The organism is Pedobacter sp. GR22-6 (assembly GCF_037402555.1).
Taxonomy (GTDB): domain Bacteria; phylum Bacteroidota; class Bacteroidia; order Sphingobacteriales; family Sphingobacteriaceae; genus Pedobacter.
The window spans coordinates 792,162-808,577 of sequence record NZ_JBBEUC010000002.1 but is presented as its reverse complement, the minus strand read 5'-3'; the positions used below and the strand labels follow the sequence as shown (position 1 = coordinate 808,577).

General features: G+C 43.3%; 10 protein-coding genes. 2 read left to right on the top strand and 8 right to left on the bottom strand.

Features of this window, described 5'->3' with window-relative positions:
- Positions 1-11 precede the first annotated feature (11 nt).
- The 4 genes from WAE59_RS10990 to WAE59_RS10975 are packed head-to-tail and all read right to left on the bottom strand — an operon-like array spanning position 12 to position 6,786.
- Entirely contained in the window at positions 12-1,052 is a 1,041-nt protein-coding gene (locus tag WAE59_RS10990) for a glycoside hydrolase family 53 protein (RefSeq protein ID WP_337856008.1), read from the bottom strand.
- A 17-nt stretch (positions 1,053-1,069) separates the two neighbouring features.
- The gene (locus WAE59_RS10985; RefSeq protein ID WP_337856007.1) at positions 1,070-2,197 is read right to left on the bottom strand and encodes a SusE domain-containing protein; all 1,128 of its coding nucleotides are present in this window, start codon (positions 2,195-2,197) and stop codon (positions 1,070-1,072) included.
- A gap of 12 nt (positions 2,198-2,209) precedes the next feature.
- On the bottom strand, positions 2,210-3,832 hold the full coding sequence (locus WAE59_RS10980; RefSeq protein WP_337856006.1) for a RagB/SusD family nutrient uptake outer membrane protein: 1,623 nt from the start codon (positions 3,830-3,832) through the stop codon (positions 2,210-2,212).
- A gap of 17 nt (positions 3,833-3,849) precedes the next feature.
- Positions 3,850-6,786 (bottom strand): SusC/RagA family TonB-linked outer membrane protein, encoded by a 2,937-nt coding sequence (locus tag WAE59_RS10975; protein WP_337856005.1) that lies wholly within the window; start codon positions 6,784-6,786, stop codon positions 3,850-3,852.
- A gap of 239 nt (positions 6,787-7,025) precedes the next feature.
- On the opposite strand from WAE59_RS10975, the gene WAE59_RS10970 reads away from it, so the two are divergent.
- Complete coding sequence (locus tag WAE59_RS10970; RefSeq protein WP_337856004.1) at positions 7,026-11,090, top strand: hybrid sensor histidine kinase/response regulator transcription factor; 4,065 nt, start codon at positions 7,026-7,028, stop codon at positions 11,088-11,090.
- Between the two features lie 189 nt (positions 11,091-11,279).
- On the opposite strand, the gene map is transcribed toward WAE59_RS10970, so the two are convergent.
- The 3 genes from map to WAE59_RS10955 form a co-directional block, all read right to left on the bottom strand.
- Positions 11,280-12,077, bottom strand: coding sequence for a type I methionyl aminopeptidase (gene map / locus WAE59_RS10965; protein WP_337856003.1), 798 nt, complete (start codon positions 12,075-12,077; stop codon positions 11,280-11,282).
- A gap of 55 nt (positions 12,078-12,132) precedes the next feature.
- Positions 12,133-13,815: a S1 family peptidase gene (locus tag WAE59_RS10960; protein WP_337856002.1), complete on the bottom strand. Its 1,683-nt coding sequence runs from the start codon at positions 13,813-13,815 to the stop codon at positions 12,133-12,135.
- 80 nt (positions 13,816-13,895) lie between these two features.
- Positions 13,896-14,963 carry a glycosyl hydrolase family 18 protein gene (locus WAE59_RS10955; RefSeq protein ID WP_337856001.1) on the bottom strand — a complete coding sequence of 356 codons (1,068 nt, stop codon included), beginning with the start codon at positions 14,961-14,963 and terminating at the stop codon, positions 13,896-13,898.
- A 264-nt stretch (positions 14,964-15,227) separates the two neighbouring features.
- On the opposite strand from WAE59_RS10955, the gene WAE59_RS10950 reads away from it, so the two are divergent.
- Positions 15,228-15,677, top strand: coding sequence for a DinB family protein (locus tag WAE59_RS10950; RefSeq protein ID WP_337856000.1), 450 nt, complete (start codon positions 15,228-15,230; stop codon positions 15,675-15,677).
- Between the two features lie 19 nt (positions 15,678-15,696).
- On the opposite strand, the gene WAE59_RS10945 is transcribed toward WAE59_RS10950, so the two are convergent.
- A complete protein-coding gene (locus WAE59_RS10945; protein WP_337855999.1) occupies positions 15,697-16,392 on the bottom strand; it encodes a hypothetical protein in 696 nt (231 codons plus the stop codon).
- Positions 16,393-16,416 lie beyond the last annotated feature (24 nt).

Sequence of the window (16,416 nt, the reverse complement as noted above, 5' to 3'; positions counted from 1 at the left end):
TTCGTAATATATTAAGGTAAAAAAGCATCCATCGCTACAGTCGGCTTGCCGGTATCATCAAAAGCCGCGAGGCCATATCCGTTCCAACTGCCGTAGGACTGAGGTTCCCAATAAAAAACGCCAAGTCCTTTGCTGTTGGCCAGTGATTTATTTTTGGCGATAAGATCGCTAATAAAAGCTTTAGACGCAACAGGCTCCGAGGCAGGCATGCCGATCTCGCTGATCATCACTTCGGATCCATAGCGGCTTACCATGTCGTTCATATTGGCCAGGCACTGCGTATTTTTTGCAGCCCAGTCGCTTACACTCGGATACAGTGACATTCCGATCACATCCCATTTCGCACCATTGTTCTTCAGGCCGTCAAACATCCAACGGAACAATGCATTATCATACCCATTGGAAATGTGAACGATTACCTTAGATGTCGGGTTCACGGCTTTTACAGCACTATATCCCGAGAGCACGAGCTCCGCAAAGTTTTTCATATTTGCAGACGCTTTTCCTTCCTCCCATAACATACCGTTATTGGTTTCATTACCTACCTGTACCCATTCCGGAACGATGTATGCGTTTTTCAAGGTATTAAGCACTTCAGTAGTATGTTTATACACAGAGGCCTTCAGGGCAGTAATATCTTGTCCAACCCATGCCGCAGGTTTAGCCTGATGGGCAGGATCCGCCCAGGTATCGCTATAATGAAAATCGATCATAATGCGCATATTGGCAGCCCGGGCTCTTCTTGCTTTAGTAAGCACATCCGCGGTATTGTTGTAGCCCGCAGCTGGGTTTACCCAGACCCTTAACCTTACTGCATTGATCCCTTTGTCTTTTAAGATTTTGAACAGGTCCTGTTCTACACCAGCGTTGTTATAAAACTTCTTTCCGCCAGCTTCCATTTCACTGACCCAGCTCACATCTGCACCTTTTGCATAAGTGCCTATCGGATCAGGTTCAGGATAAAACATCGTCTCCCCTGTTGGTGTCTTCTTACATCCAGTACTTATTGCTATCAGCAACGCTATTATCGCGAACCACTTGGTTTGTCTCATCGCTTTATATTTAAATGTTATTTAACTGAATACGTATAATTTCCTTCTCCACCGCTCATGTCAAGTGTTACGGTAAACACTCCCGTTTTGGCAACGGGAATATTAACTCCACCCCAGGTAGGCGCTCCGGCGAACGCAAGCACACCACCTTCTTTATCCAGCTTATAGCCAATCTCATAACTACCATTAGCGGTAAATTGGAAAGACTTACCTGCCGTTAGTGCAACATTTGAGGCTACCCAAACACCGGTCGCGGCATTGTAAATCATCGGCGTAGCTGATACGCTCCATCCATTATCTTCACCCGTGACATAAAACTTAACCGGCGTATAAGCAACTGTAAGGGCATCCAGATCTACATTGACTTTCATATAGTTTGGTGCGGGTGTAAGCCATAAACCACCATCTCCGGCACTTGTTACCACCTTAATTGTAGTCGCACTGCTTCCCCAGCCATATTTTTTAGCATCCGTAGTAGAAACCAGTTTAAATCCGTCGCCGCCCCAACCATCTGCATTCGGCAAATTCAGGAAGCCTTCATATTTGGCATTGAATTTTGAAGAGGCCAACAAATAACCGTTGGTACGCGTAGCTGGTGTCTTCCAGGAGTTAGCACCCTCTACCAGCAATGCCGGATATTCGATATAAGAGCGGTATGGATTTACCACCATGGTCAGCGTAGAATAAATAGGCTTCACATTAGTCGCTAAACCGGTATTCTGGTTAAGATCGGTTTTCAAGCGAACGGCAATGGTACTGTTCACTCCTATTGGCACCAATAGTTGTGCTGCAAGGATGGTATTCAGTTCCTTCCCGAGAAACGCCCTATGCAGACTGTCACCCGACAATTTTATATCCACCGCATTGGCCCAGGCATTGGCGCCCGAGGTATCTGAAGGCAAATCAAATTGCAGGGTATAGGTGGGTACAACTTGAACCCCATAATTTGGTGCACTGAAGCTGAAAGTAACTACCTTATTGGCTGCTACGGCTTCTGTGAGCGCGACGGTACTCACAGAGCTTTTAAAAGCTAATGTGGAAGCCGATGGAACAGCGATCACGTTCTGACTTTCTTCCTTCTTACAACCACTTAGGATAAAGACGCTAATCAGGAGAAATAAAAAACTATTGATGAATTGTTTCATGATCTAATGAGATTAATAACCAGTATTTTGGATTAGGTTTGGATTCGCCGACAAATCCGATGGTGGCAGTGGAAATATGTTGTATTTGTTTGCAACCGACGCACCTGCCTTTACACCGCCTTTCCATGCCCACAAATAGGCGGAGGTGGTAAATTTACCAAAACGGATCAGGTCAGTACGTCTTACTGCTTCGTAATAAAGTTCCCGGCCTCTTTCATCCAGGATGAAATCAAGCGATAACGCGGTGCTTCCAACATTTCCGGCGGTACTGCCATTGTATGCACGGGTACGCAATGAATTGATATATCCCAATGCAACATTTAGGCTTCCACCCGTTCCTCCCCGCAATACGGCTTCTGCGTAAGTGAGGTAAGTTTCTCCCAAACGGAACAATGGAAAATCGATATCTGAAAAATCCTTTGCGGCATCCTGATGCGGAGCCGGCCCACCTGACCTGGTTTTATTCCTGTATTTCGTGGTACTGTAGCCAGCAGTAGACAAATACAAATCCGTCATCTCCATAGTCTGTCCGGCGGTATAAAATTGCGCACGGGTATCTGTAGCACCTGTTTTGTCCGCAAAAAGGTTGACAAAGTTCTGTGTGATCCTCAGTCCGCCCCAGTTTCCATTTGATCCGGAAACATCAGCAGGTACCGCAGCAGGACCATGCATTAAGTAGGTAGTCCCACCAAAATTCTGTGTACTTGTACCGTCGTAATTGATGGTCAGGATATTTTCGTCTGTATTGAGGTGATTGTCTGCGATGGTCAGTTCCCTATAATTGTTATGAAGGGCATATCCTGCAGCGGTGATTTTGTTGCAATAGGTAATGGCGTCAGTATACCTGGCTGTGCCTGTATATACCTCCGCATTCAGGTATAATCTCGACAATAAAGCCCAGGCGGCTGCCCTATCGGCCCTACCATATTCATTTGTTTTTGCCGCAGCAAGGTCGTTTTCGAGTGCTTTCAGTTCCGATTCTATGTAGACGAACAGGTCCTTACGCTGGATTTGTTTTGGAAGGTCCTTCCCTCCAATGACCGTATTTTCGGTTACCATCGGTGGATTGGCGTACAAATCCATCAATACCCAGTATTGATAGGCCCTCAAAAAGCGTGCTTCGGCACGGTACAAACGTATATTATCGGCATCAGCGCCGCTAATTCCTCTCCTAGAGAGATTAGCGTCCGAGGACTCATTGATAAAATTGTTGCATACCGTAATCTGGTAATAAGAGCGGTAGTAGAGACCGTTGATAATGGAATTAACCGATCCCCAGCTGAGCTCGTGTAAACCCTGGATACCGGCATCACTTTGCCATGACCACGCTGCCTCGTCAGTAGTAAGTTCCTGCAAGTTCCAGTACAAACGGAGGAAATCGGAGTTTCCTTCATCTTTGATGATTTCCACCGGAATATCCTGCTGCCCCGTAGTCGCATTCCCGGTTAAGGCAAAAGCGCCATAGACTTTAGCCAAAGCCTGCTTGTAGCCCTGTGGACTATCAAATACATCCTGAGCAGTGAGGTCATTGGTGGGTGTTAAATCTAATTTATTGCAGGAGGCTGTTGCCAGCATCGCAAAGCAAGCAAGCAAAGCTACTTTCAATGTCCCGTATGTTGTCTTAAAATCCTTCATCTTCTTGATCACTAAGGTTAAAAATTAAGGTTTAAACCGAGAGAAAACACCCTTGGTCTTGGGTAAATGTTATTGTCGATACCAGTTGCCACTTCAGGGTCCAGTCCACTATATTTCGTGACGGTAAAGACATTTTGTACACTTGCGTTCAACTGAAGCGCCGCTGCCGTTTTGAAGACCTTGCCAAAGCGATAGCCTATGTTGATGTTGTCCATTTTCAGGAAAGAAGCGTTTTCAACGTAGTAATCGCTAAACAGCTGTTGTGTATTGAAATTCGTAGTCAGATAGCTCGGATTGGCATTGAGCAGGTTTGCTGCTCCTTTGATCTGCGCAAGGTTTCCGGTCTGACTGCTTACGTTGTTGTATACATAATTACCCAGATTGGCCCTCACCGTAAAGCTAAGGTTCCACTGTTTGTAGCTTAGGTTATTGCTGAAACCCAGGAAAAGCTGGGGATCGGCAGGTTTACCCCTGTTGAGGTCATTTTCGTTGATGATGCCATCACCGTTTTGATCTACGTATACACCTTCAATTGGTTTGCCCGACTGGTCATAAACCTGTTCGAAAAGGTAGAATAGATTTTTGCTCATTCCTACTGAACTGATCAATGCATTTTGTCCGCCAACACCTCCGGCAATTCCTCCTCCGGGAAGGCCGATATAGTTGGCATCGTTAGGCACTACAGTCAGGTTTGTGATGGTATTTTTATTGTATGTGGCATTAAGACTGAAATCCCAGTTGAGATCTGTACTTTTCAAAGGCACAAAATTTAGTGTCATCTCCACACCTTTATTTTCCATACTACCTACGTTGACCACAGCCGAGGCTGAGAAATTAGTCCCCGCTGGCTGAGGCACGCGGTTCAACAAATCGCTGGTTTTCTTTTGATACAGTTCCAGGGTTCCTGAAATTCTATTGTCCAAAAATCCGGCATCAATACCCACATTCGTTGTCGCCGTCTGCTCCCATTTAATATTGGAAATGTACGCCGTAGGACGGTACATCTGGTAGAATGTATTGCCAAACTGATACGAGGTAGTTGGTGTACTGTAGCCGTAAGTAGCCAGATAACCATAATTATCTATTCCGTCCTGTTGACCAGTAACGCCATAACCGATCCTAAGTTTTAAAGCAGACAGCGTTTTGCTATCCTTCAAAAAGGCTTCATTTTTTAGCGTCCAGGCGAGTGCTACAGATGGAAATACTGCATTTCTGAATTCAGAAGAAAAGCGGGAGGAACCATCACGACGTACAGTAGCCGTTAACAGGAAGCGGTCATCGTAACTGTAGTTTAAGCGGCCGAAATATGAGATCAACCGGTTTTCAGGTTTATTGTATGGAAAGGCAGGATCAGAATTGACCACTTTCTCTCCGTAGCCATTATAGCTGGCGTAGTTGTAGGCAGTGGTCAGGTAATTGTTATAAGAGTAACCAGCCGTTGCATCGATCCTGCTCTTGAAGGAAGGAAATTCCTTCACATAATTTAGGTAAAAATCGAGTACCGTGTTATTCCTGGTTTGCCTGTATTGGTTATTATATCCTTTTTCATTGAAATTAATGGCCGCCGTAGGGTTGACATACGTCGTTCCTTTTCCATTGGCGATATCATAACCAGCGTTGAGGTTTGCACGCAGTTCCGGAAGGAAGTGGAATTTGTAATCGAACTGGATGTTACCGATACTCCTCAAGGGATTAGAGCGGTTCTCTGTTTGCTCCAGGAGACCTACCGGATTTCTACCCACCAAATTGACCAGTCCACTTGGCGTGGTATTGTCCAACCATTCCCAATAACCGTTATAATCGGGTCTATTGGTATAAACTGCCTGTGTGGGATCAAAGCTCTGTGCAGCGCCGATAGCAGCGGTATTCGCAAACCTGGTTTGCTGCATACTTCCTTTTAGGTTGATATCTACTTTCAGGTGCTTATCGAAAAATGTTGGATTTAATACAATCGCAGCTGAAGTTTTCTCCAACTCATCAGTTCTTAAGATACCTCTTTGGTTCTGATAGCCGAGGGAAAGACGGTAAGGTAAGCCCTTTACGCCGCCGCTGAAACTTAAATTGTTGTCAGTAGCCAAACCATCCTGATAAATCAGGTCTTGCCAGTCTGTATTGAAAGTACCCAATTGGGCTTTTTGAGCTGCCGTGCCGCTGGCATTCACAATTTCGCGAATCTGATCTGCAGTAAGCACATCTGCTTTCGCAATAATCCTCGATAAAGAATTCACTGATGAGAAGCCAACCTTCAGATCTCCACTCAGCCCTTTTTTAGTTGTGATGATAATAACGCCGTTTGCTGCTCGTGCACCATAAATAGCTGCGGCAGACGCATCTTTCAATACCGTAAAGGACTCTATGTCGTTTGGATTGATAAAACTCAGGGGATTGGAAGCACCAGACATGGCTGTATTATCCAATGGCACTCCATCAATCACGATCAGAGGATCATTACTGGCACTCAGTGACGCCCCTCCCCTGATGCGGATGGTACTTCCAGCACCAGGCTGACCACTGTTGGAAGTAATGGATACTCCCGATACTTTACCAGAAAGCATTTGTTCGGGCGTGGTGATACTGCCCTTTTGAAAGTCTTTGGCAGAAACTACAGCGATGGAACCTGTGAGATCCTGCTTCCTGGTGGTACCATAACCGACCACCACAACTTCACTTAACGCTGCGGCATCATCGACTAGCGAGATATTTAAAACATGAGATGCTGGAATGTTTACTTCCTGAGTTTTATAGCCTACAAAACTAAATTGTAAAATCCCGGTTCCGGCAGGAACTTTAATAGAGAAACCGCCATCAGGTCCGGTCACTGCACCAATTTTAGTGCCTTTAAGCACTACACTGACACCTGGAATTCCCAGGTTATCTGATACGGCTTTTACGGTACCTGTAACGGTAACCGGTTGTTGTGCCTGAAGCGCTGCTGTGGTTAAAAGAAAAAGCATCAACGATAAGCTGAGCTTAATACTAAATGTAGAAATTCGCATACAGTATTTGGTTGTTTATTTACTGGTACAAATGAAAAGCTTATTCCTCTTTTTCATTTGTGCTATCGTGTTTATTTTTTGTTCTATTTATCATTTTAATGTACCACCTACGTAAAAAAATGGCCGAGGAGGGCGCTTGAGTCCCAATTTCTGCTAACTTTATAGAAAATCCAACCAAGTAACTGTATGCACATCTAATGAGTTCATTCTTTAAAACTGTTCTGTTAATTGTACTGGTACTTACCTGTAAGACTGCTCATCCGCAGAATCTAAAATTTAAGCACATCGGTCTGAATAACGGACTTTCCAACAGTACCATAGAATGCATACTGCAAGACCATCGGGGATTCATTTGGTTTGGTACACGCGATGGCTTAAACAAGTACGATGGCGAACAGATCACAGTCTACAGAACACGTAAAGATACGAACACTTTGTCTGACAACTTTATCCGCCACATCTATGAAGATAAAAATAAAAAACTTTGGATAGGCACTTCAAATGGATTAAACCGATTCGATCCGGAAAACAACAGATTTCAACGCTATTCCCAGAAAAACAATGATAAAAAGTCATTGGGCAGCAACGACATTCGGGCGATAGAGGAATATGGAGACGGACTATGGATTGCAACTGCAGGTGGACCGCTTGATTATGTAAATGAAAAGACCGGGGCCATCCGTCATTTCAACTATTACGCTAATGATATTCATACAGACAAAAAAGGAAATTTGTGGATTGCTACAGAAAAGGGGCTGTACCGGCTTGATCCTAAAAAATCTGCCTTTTCTGGCATCTCAGGGCTTTCGAATTATAACCTGCGTGTAATCGCAGAATCAGCTGATGGCACTTTATGGTTGGGCACCGAAGAACAGGGCATGATTGCCTATCACCCTGCCGAGCATAACATTCGTTTATATAAACACCAGGAAAAAAACAGCAATAGTCTGGGTAGTGACCTGGTACGGTCGATCATTGTAGATAAAGCACAGAACCTCTGGATTGGTAGCATAAACGGGGGGCTGGACCATTTCAATACCCGTACAAATACGTTTAAAAATTACCAGTATGAGCCCGGTAACTCATCGAGTCTGTCGCAGAGAACCGTGTCGGCTATATTCCGGGATAGACAGGATAACCTTTGGGTTGGAACCCACCGTGGGGGCGTGAACCTTTATACACCCGGTTCTGAACGCTTCAACCTGGTCCAGCAGGAACTCAATAAAAATAGCTTAAGTTACAATGATGTAAAAGCCTTTCATGAAGACAAGGATGGCAACCTTTGGATCGGGACAGATGGCGGTGGACTAAATTTCTACAACAGGACCAGTCAGCGATTCAAACATTATAAATTTGACCCCTTTCGACCTGAAAGCCTGGGATCTAATGCTGTATTAAACATTACCGAAGATCAGTATCAACAACTTTGGATTGGTACCTGGGCAGGAGGTCTAAATTTGATGAACCGACAAACGGGGACATTTACCAGATTTACCAATGATCCTTTAAACCCCTTCTCTATCTCCTCCAATTATGTCCAGAAGACATTTGAAGACAGCAAAGGCCAGCTATGGGTAGGAACCTACTACGGAGGGCTCAATCTGCTGGACCGGGCCAGCAAAAAATTCACACGCCTGATTCAGGGCGCTGGCAATACCAAAATAAGTGGCGAAAACATCATATCGATTGTGGAAGATCAATACCAGAACCTCTGGATCGGGACGGATGATGGTGGACTAAACTGTTACAATTTGAACACCAAGGTTTTCAAACATTACTTTCTGGATGAAGAAAAGCGACCAGATCTACGTATTATTTTCATTGATAGTAAAAAGAGATTATGGATTGGACAAGCTGGCTTGTACCTATTCAATCCGGTAAAAAACAGCTTCTCGATCTATAGCGATAAAGCTGGTCTGTCCACTGATTTCATTAAAGGCATTACCGAAGATGAGCAAGGCAACTTCTGGATAGCGACCACAAGAGGCCTTACCAAATTTAATCCCGAAACATTGAAATCAAGCTCCTACAATCAGGCTGACGGCTTGCAAGGTCAAGAGTTTGAAGCAAACGCCTTCTTGAAAACGAAAAGAGGTGAAATGTTCTTTGGCGGAGTAAATGGTTTCAATTATTTCTTCCCTGCCGCAATAAAGACCAATCACTTTATTCCTCCTGTGTACATCACAGAATTTCAAATCTTCAATAACAAGATACTTCCAGGCACGAAGGATTCTCCGTTGGATCAAGACATCAGCTTTACCAAAGACATCGAACTTACACATAGGCAGTCGACTTTCTCTTTCAGTTTTGCAGGACTAAATTATACCGCTCCTGAGAACAATAAGTATGCTTATAAGTTGGAGGGCTTAGACAATGACTGGAACTATACGGGCAATACGACAAAGGCATTCTACACCAATTTGGACCCCGGCGATTATGTATTTAGGGTAAAAGCATCCAATAACGATAACAATTGGAATACTACGGGAACCACGATCAACATCCACATTTCACCACCATTCTGGGCCACTTGGTGGTTTAGGCTGTTCATCGCAGCCACGGTCATCAGCATTGCTTACGCTCTGTTGAGCTTTAAAAGAAAAATGGAACTTCGCGCACTTGAAGAGCAAAAAAGAGAAGAGATGCACCAGATCCAATTGCAGTTCTTCACCAACATATCTCACGAATTCAGAACACCCCTCTCCTTAATCCTGGGACCGATAGACCGCTTGCTAAAAGAAGACTCCAAGGCGGCTTTCCTCAATTATTACAAAACCATACACCGCAATGCGAACCGCCTGCTGAGCCTCATCAATGAACTGATGGATTTTAGGAAAATTGAATCAGGAGCGCTACAATTGAAAGTAATCCAGGGCAACATCAACCTGTTCATTGACGAAGTCGCTGAAGAATTTACGGAGATGGCAGAGGAAAAACACATTGATTTTAAAGTCAATAACACCCTACAACCTGCTGACACCTGGTTTGACAGGCAAGTGATCGAAAAAATCGTCCTTAATCTGATCAACAACTCCCTGAAGTATACCAAACCCGGGGGTAAGATTGTGTTGGAGATTTTAGACAATATGAACGAGTTGCCGCCTATGTTTGCAAACCAAATGCACATCAACAGTCAATATCAGGGTAAACGATATGTTTATATTCGCGTTACAGATAATGGCATCGGGATCTCTAAAGAGTCTATAGATCACCTATTTGAACGGTACTACCGCATTACGGAGTCGCACCTTGGCTCGGGTGTAGGCCTGGCCTTTGTGAAAAGCCTGACCATGCTCCATAAAGGAATTATAAAGGTATCCAGCGAGCGGCACCAAGGCACAGAGATCACCATTGGCCTGCCTTGTAGCCGGGAAGATTATCAGGCCCATGAACTCTGGGGACAGAGCAGCGAACAGGGCGGAACCCGTTTGGAGAGCATCAGCTATAAATCTGACCAAATCCTCACTATAGAACAACCTGTCACAAATGAGGGGTCAACCATCAATAAACATATACTTATTGTAGACGATAATGAAGAACTGCGTTCATTTTTAAAGGATACCCTCAGTCCGGCTTATCACATCTCTGAAGCAGCAGACGGTTACGAAGGACTGCAAAAAGCAAAAGAAGAATTTCCAGACCTGGTGATCAGTGATGTCATGATGCCCGGAATGAATGGCACGCAATTTTGCAAAGCGTTGAAAGAGGACATTGATACAAGTCACATTCCTTTCATCATGCTTACTGCCAAGAACAGTGTAGAAGCAGAAATAGAAGGTGCTGAATCAGGCGCTGATCTTTATTTCAGTAAGCCCATCAACATCAATCTGCTGCAAGTCAACATCAGGAATATTTTCGAGCAGCGTCAAAAATTAAGAGACCATTATTCGAAAGACCACCAGGCAGAACTTATAGAACTTGTACATTCTACGAAGGATAGAGAGTTTATGGAAAAATTACTGGGAATTATCAACGATCACCTGGTCAATCCTGAAATGGATATAGAATTTCTCTGTTCCGAAATCGGTATGAGCCGGACAAAACTCTATCAGAAGATAAAGACCATTACCGGACAGCCGATTGGTGAATTCATTCGCTCAATCAGGCTAAGAAAAGCTGTGGAAATCATGACCCAGGAAGATGTCCTGCTGACAGAGGTCATGTACCGGGTCGGCATCCAGACCCAATCTTACTTCAGCAAAGCATTTAAAAAAGAATTTGGTAAAACACCAAGTCAGTACCTCCAGGAAAGGAATACTTAACTCAGCCAAACAGAAGAGGACACCTTTTGGTGCCCTCCCGGTAAAAGCGTGTTAATGTCCTGCTTGATTGCGTTGCTAATCAATACGGAACAAACTTATCTTTTTTAGGAATTAAAGTATCCGGCTTTTGTTAATTGCCGGAACAAATCTGCTAAGCGCTGGCTTTCAATTAAAATCTGCCAGGCTCTACTAACCACAAAATTTAAGATTAACGTTATTTTGCTCGGCTGCTTCTATGATTCCATAATCGGATAAAATAAATGCTTTCCCCTTCTTTACGCAAACATCATGTTCAAAATGGACTGAAGGTTTACCATCAATCGTCCGAACGGTCCAGCCATCTTTTTCAATAAACACATCTTTTTTCCCCAGGTTAATCATCGGCTCTATTGCCAATACCAGATTTTCTTTGAGCAGTAGTCCACTCCCTCTTTTTCCATAATTAGGAACTTGTGGATCTTCGTGCATGCTTTTACCAAGGCCATGGCCCACAAAATCTCTAACCACACCATACCCCTGTTTTTCATTGTGATGCTGAATAGCAAAACCAATATCTCCCAATCTCTTACCGGCGATAGCTTCATTTATTCCAACATAGAGCGACTCTTTAGTGGTGCGAACCAGCTTTAGAATTTCTTCACTAGCATCACCGATGACAAAAGTATAAGCATGATCGCCATGATAGCCATTTTTAATCACCCCCACATCAACAGAAATGATATCACCGTCTTTCAATGTTTCACTACCAGGGAAACCATGTACAACTACATCATTTACGGATGTGATAATATGGTGAGGAAAGCCATTATAATTAAAAAATGACGGCACGGCACCATGATCTAAAATAAATTCATTGGCCAGTTTATCAATTTCAATAGTTGCCAAACCCGGGCGTAATATTTTCGCTATTTCAGAAAGCGTCTCGCTCACCAAACGCGCACTGATTTGCATCAGCGCTACTTCTTCATCTGTCTTATAAAAAATCATCGATACAAATTTAGCAATTAGTTTGTGAATGATATTCTATGAAGAAATATAGGTTCTAATTCTCTACGCCACAACCTTCAATAAACTTTCTAATCTCTGCGACAGTTACCGCAATACTACTCGTTCTGCTATATCTGGCCATATTAATCCCCATAAACTTACCATAAATATCGAAAACTGGTCCTCCACACTCAGTAGGCTTCAACTTAGCGTCATGTACAAAAGCATTGGCAAAGCCATCTCTACGCTCACTCTTTCCATCAGTGAATTTTTCAGCAATGTGATTAGAGGCTATCATCGGACGCTTTCCCAATTTGATCGCTAATGTATCTACTTTGTCGCTTTTCATGACCACTAACTTCAAAATATCATCCGGTTGGTTCTTCTGAACAGCTTTCACAAAGGACTCAGGATCGCCTAAGGAGAGGCCATTTACACTGACAATCTGTCCCCCGACTTCCAGCTTTGCTAAACTTGCAGGACTGTTCGGAGCAACCATGCTCAATACCAATCGGGCATCTTTGATCTCTACTCCTGCACCAAGATAACCGGCACTGTACATTCCTTTCAGATCGAATCGCTGAGTGGACACACCACTCCATTCACCCTCATTATCAGGCTGTGGAGAAATCAGTAGAGCGCCAAGATCCTTAAAGGTTAGCGTATCGGTAGGAATCTTCCCAATCTTAATTCCTTTTTTTAGCTTCACACCCAATTCCAGCAATACCAGGTCACTTTGCAGATCACGATGCACAATTTTTGCTGATATAAGCCTACCCTTCCCTAAATCTACTTTGGGGTCTGCAGCAACCATTGAATTCTTACTTAAAAGATAACTTTTGCCTAAAATGTCATCCTTACTCTTTATTCCATCAAGTGAGATCAACGTACCGAGTATCGTTTTACCCGAAAGTGTATCACCACTAATGATTTTAAAGGCAGCTGCTTCCATCTTAGTTTCTAACTTTGGAATACCTTCCGCGATGAGCTTCATATCCCCAATGTCCGCTTTACCGGCCAGCAAGGGATCCGCAGAAATGACATCTTCTGAGGGCAAGTCTTTATAGGCAACAGGCTTTTGTAAGGCTGTCCAGTATTTCCGGTAGAAGTCTACCGGGATTTCATAATTGTTTTCAAGAGAATTGTCTATGCTGCTGTGCAAGCCTACAACTCTACCGTAAAGATCAAAAACAGGGCCTCCCGAATCACCTGGCTCCATCAGACAAGTGCTTCTGAACCTCCGTCCGCGCTGAGCATCCAGCTGTGCGACATAGCCAAGTCTAATCACCTCCCGTTGTGGTATAAAACTACCTGGGTAAGCAATACTCACAACAGGTTCATTGACCTTCAACGAAGAGGACCATCCCATTTCTGCATATGGCCATTTGCCAGCCTCGGTGATTTTCATTATGGCGACGTCCAATCTGCTAATGCTACCAAGCCCCCTTGCAACATACTGTTTTCCATCAGGGAAGGTCACCTGATAATATTTTTCAGGGGAGCAGGCATGCGCAGCTGTCAATATCCTGCCCTCGCCATCGATCACCACTCCGCTAAAACGTCCCGAAGACGGCCTTTTTGTCTGAGGATCGTAATTAGCTATAAACACACTTGCAGGGTGCCCTTTTTCAATGGCACCCTGAACCTGTGACTGGAGTTTAGTCAAACTCTTGCTTTGGCCTGTCGCGATAACGCTGTAAAATAGCACAGTGACACAACTGAGTATAAATGCTTTCATATAAATTGCTTAGTCTGAATTCAGACTGAAAATTTAATGGAGGGTTTATTGGCACAGCGTAACAAGATGATGACAATTTTTTATGGTGCTGGAGTGTTAATCTTTCTCCCAACCGCTTGCAACAAGCTATAGTTTCCGCTGACGTCTTGAGACAGCTCCCAGATCATCACCCCTTTGATGTTTTGCGCAGCATATTTTGTCTTCGCCTCTATTGCCGTAATGCAATTGTATTTATAACCGTCATAGGTATCTACGTAGGCTACGGCAGAGCCATATTGGGCAAGCAATTCTTTCCAGGCTTTGTAGCCCGTTCCAACCGTAGGTTTATAACCATAGAACGGAACACCCAATACCAATTTCGAAGCAGGAACACCAGAGGTCAAAAACTTATTAATATGCTGTATAGCGGCATCATAAGAAGAGTGATTTGCCGTACCACCCCAACCATTATCATAAGACATGATGCTGATCAAATCAAGGTAGGAATAGGAAGATGCTGGAATCTCTCCACCATTAAATGCTGCGGTTGCAGCTGTAACCAATTTCCCCAACGGATTGATCTTGTTTCTCAAGGCCGACACAAAGGGTGCATAATTTTGCTCTGCTTTAATCTGATCTAAAGTTCCACCCTCTACATCGATGTCTATACCATCAAGGTTAAAATAAATAACAAAATCAGAAAGGTTGTTGATGAAATTGGTACGGTTAGCTGCACGAAACTGTACTGCGATACTTCCAGCGTTTGGATCAGGATCTCCACCACCTAAAGAAGCTAGCACCTTTCTGCCTTGTGCATGCGCCTTGGCAACAACATAATTGATTTCTGCAGCATCAAAATCGCTGAAAAGCGGTTGTCCGTTTGACATCATACTGCCTGATGAACTTGGCGCAAAAAAAGCTAGATTAACATGCGTCACAATACCGAAATCTATCGAATTGGTTAATGTTGACACACTACTTGCCCAACCTGGTATGTATCCGATTACGACCTTGTTGGGATTTGTCACTACCGATTGCAGGCTTCCTGAAGCGTTTGCTACTTCCGCGTTCGAACTTCCTTCGGAAATAACTTCCGCCCCCTCTCGTTTACTGCAGGAGAGTACCGAGAATACGGTTAGAATAACCAATAAGCTTTTCAATTTTTTCATTTCTTGTTTTAGTTTAGTGAATGGATGAATGTATTGCGTTAGCGTACACGTAAATTAAGTTCAGGAAAGGGGAAATTCTACTAAAAAATTAACGGCTTAGTTAAAGGAGGCATTTAAATCTATCGTGTACGTACACAAATATAATTGATTGTTTCAGAAATACAAATTATATTGGATATTTCGATGCACCAAAACTATTACAGCCATGCCTTTACCCTGCTGCCCGAATTTCTGATTAACTTTGCTTTTCAGAAACCATTATTTATGTTAAAAGAATCCTTACAATCCATCTTTACCAGAGAACTGAATAAGTTAAAGTCAGAAATAGAACAATATAAAAACGAGCAAAATCTCTGGCTGATTGAAAAAAGCGTAGCCAATTCTGCAGGGAACCTTTGTTTGCATCTCATTGGTAACCTGAATACCTATATAGGGGCTGAGCTGGGCCAAACCGGTTATGTAAGAGACAGGCCACTCGAGTTTTCGTTAAAAAATGTTCCAAAGCCGGAACTGATCAGCAAAATTGAACTGACCATTCTTGTTGTAAACGCTGCATTTGACGCCTTAACAGATTCCGACCTGGAGACTGATTACCCCCTGATCAAGGTTGTGGAGGGTGGAAGTTCAATTGGCTTTATGCTGATACACCTCGCCGGACACCTGTCTTATCACTTGGGACAAATCAACTACCACAGGAGACTCCTGGACTTTTAAAATAAATGTGCTTTAAACTTTAGAACTTAATTGAAAGGTTTTCTGTGATTAAATTGTTGTCTTTGTAATATTCGAAAAACCAATTGTTGTCTTTCTTGAAAACAATTCCTTTTGTACTGTCTTTCTCTGCAATGAAATAATTTGCGACAGAAGTCTTGAAAAGGCTTAGAACGATCTTCGGTGTATTGTCAATCAACTGAAAACCAGTAACGGTTGGTTGTGCATACAAAGTAGTTGCCACTGGGGCATCCGGTGTATTTTGCACCACTGTAGCGACGGCTGCAGCAGTATCAGGGCTAATTTTATCTAAAGAACCTACAGCATCCATTAGCGCAAATGTATAAGCGGGCTTGTATTCCTTATCCCTACTTTTACCTTCCTTACTTTTAACGATGATATTTCCTTTGCAATCCTTCAGCACAAGTGTGAGGTTTGTACTGAACATGCTATTTTTTTCCAGCAACTCCGCGCTCAAAGCAATGCATTTATTATTTGCAATCTCCGAAGGCAAATCAGTATCATCCAGGTAAGCGATATAACCTTTCTCCTCTAATAAACTTCTGAGCCGGCTATTTAAATTATATTGGTTCTTTTCCTTCAGGAAGCTAAACCTTTCGGGCACCAGCACATATTTGTAGTTAGGTACAGGGATTCTATTTTGAGCAAAGCCCGAAAAAGAGCACAACAAAAGGAATAAGAAAAGACACTTTTTCATAGCTAAACATTTAAATCTATTCAA